The organism is Parabacteroides sp. Marseille-P3160 (assembly GCF_900162725.1).
Taxonomy (GTDB): domain Bacteria; phylum Bacteroidota; class Bacteroidia; order Bacteroidales; family Tannerellaceae; genus Marseille-P3160.
In genome coordinates, this window is sequence record NZ_LT799418.1 from 1,979,995 (window position 1) to 1,981,810 (window position 1,816).

Annotated in this window: 1 protein-coding gene and 1 other annotated feature (1 of these 2 cut by a window edge); the gene reads left to right on the plus strand. The window is 49.9% G+C overall.

Going from position 1 to position 1,816, the window contains the following annotated elements:
- The first annotated feature begins 212 nt into the window (after window positions 1-212).
- Window positions 213-1,816, plus strand: a sequence feature (most likely nonfunctional fraction of RNA operon) (it continues 680 nt past the right edge of the window).
- Window positions 1,396-1,539, plus strand: coding sequence for a hypothetical protein (locus BQ8014_RS19510; RefSeq protein WP_200814370.1), 144 nt, complete (start codon window positions 1,396-1,398; stop codon window positions 1,537-1,539). (Overlaps the previous feature by 144 nt.)

A 1,816-nucleotide genomic window follows, 5' to 3' on the forward strand; every position in this document is an offset into this window, starting at 1 on the left:
CGGTGACGAAAAGAAGAAGGGCAGGATAAAAAAGAGGTCTTCCTTTAAAAGAGGGATTAGTCAATCACTTTTCCCCGAAAGGTATTCTCTCTCTTTTTTTTTAAAAAAACCAGCCAATAATTTGTACCGTCAATCATCCAAAAAAGGTAAGTAAGGAAAAGACAGTAAAGAACGGGATTTTGAGCCAAGGAAATAAAAAGAAAACAATTTTGACAACGAAGAGTTTGATCCTGGCTCAGGATGAACGCTAGCGACAGGCTTAACACATGCAAGTCGAGGGGCATCACGGGATAGCAATATTCTGGTGGCGACCGGCGCACGGGTGAGTAACGCGTATGCAACTTACCTGTCAGAGGGGGATAATCCGGCGAAAGTCGGTCTAATACCCCATAAAACAGGGACCCCACCTGGGGTTATTTGTTAAAGGATTTATCGCTGACAGATAGGCATGCGTTCCATTAGGTAGTTGGTCGGGGTAACGGCCCACCAAGCCATCGATGGATAGGGGTTCTGAGAGGAAGGTCCCCCACACTGGTACTGAGACACGGACCAGACTCCTACGGGAGGCAGCAGTGAGGAATATTGGTCAATGGGCGAGAGCCTGAACCAGCCAAGTCGCGTGAAGGATGACTGCCCTATGGGTTGTAAACTTCTTTTATAAGGGAATAAAGTGCGGGACGCGTCCCGTTTTGTATGTACCTTATGAATAAGCATCGGCTAACTCCGTGCCAGCAGCCGCGGTAATACGGAGGATGCGAGCGTTATCCGGATTTATTGGGTTTAAAGGGTGCGTAGGTGGGTAATTAAGTCAGCGGTGAAAGTTTGTGGCTCAACCATAAAATTGCCGTTGAAACTGGTCACCTTGAGTATGTTTGCTGTAGGCGGAATGCGTGTTGTAGCGGTGAAATGCATAGATATCACGCAGAACTCCGATTGCGAAGGCAGCTTACAAAACCATCACTGACACTGAAGCACGAAAGCGTGGGAATCAAACAGGATTAGATACCCTGGTAGTCCACGCCGTAAACGATGATTACTAGGGATTTGCGATATAGTGTAAGTCCTACAGCGAAAGCGTTAAGTAATCCACCTGGGGAGTACGCCGGCAACGGTGAAACTCAAAGGAATTGACGGGGGCCCGCACAAGCGGAGGAACATGTGGTTTAATTCGATGATACGCGAGGAACCTTACCCGGGTTTGAACGCATTAGGAATACGATTGAAAGGTTGTAGCTAGCAATAGCCTATTGCGAGGTGCTGCATGGTTGTCGTCAGCTCGTGCCGTGAGGTGTCGGCTTAAGTGCCATAACGAGCGCAACCCTGATTGTCAGTTGCTAGCAGGTAAAGCTGAGGACTCTGACAAGACTGCCGGCGTAAGCTGTGAGGAAGGTTGGGATGACGTCAAATCAGCACGGCCCTTACATCCGGGGCGACACACGTGTTACAATGGGGGGGACAAAGGGGCGCTACCTGGCGACAGGATGCCAATCTCAAAACCCTCTCTCAGTTCGGATCGGAGTCTGCAACTCGACTCCGTGAAGCTGGATTCGCTAGTAATCGCGCATCAGCCATGGCGCGGTGAATACGTTCCCGGGCCTTGTACACACCGCCCGTCAAGCCATGGGAGCCGGGGGTACCTGAAGTACGTAACCGTCAAAGGATCGTCCTAGGGTAAAACCGGTGACTGGGGCTAAGTCGTAACAAGGTAGCCGTACCGGAAGGTGCGGCTGGAACACCTCCTTTCTGGAGACTCGAAGTTCCGTGAAGTCTTTTCTTTACGAAAAAGAAGAGGATGAACGACAAAAAGGTACGAATG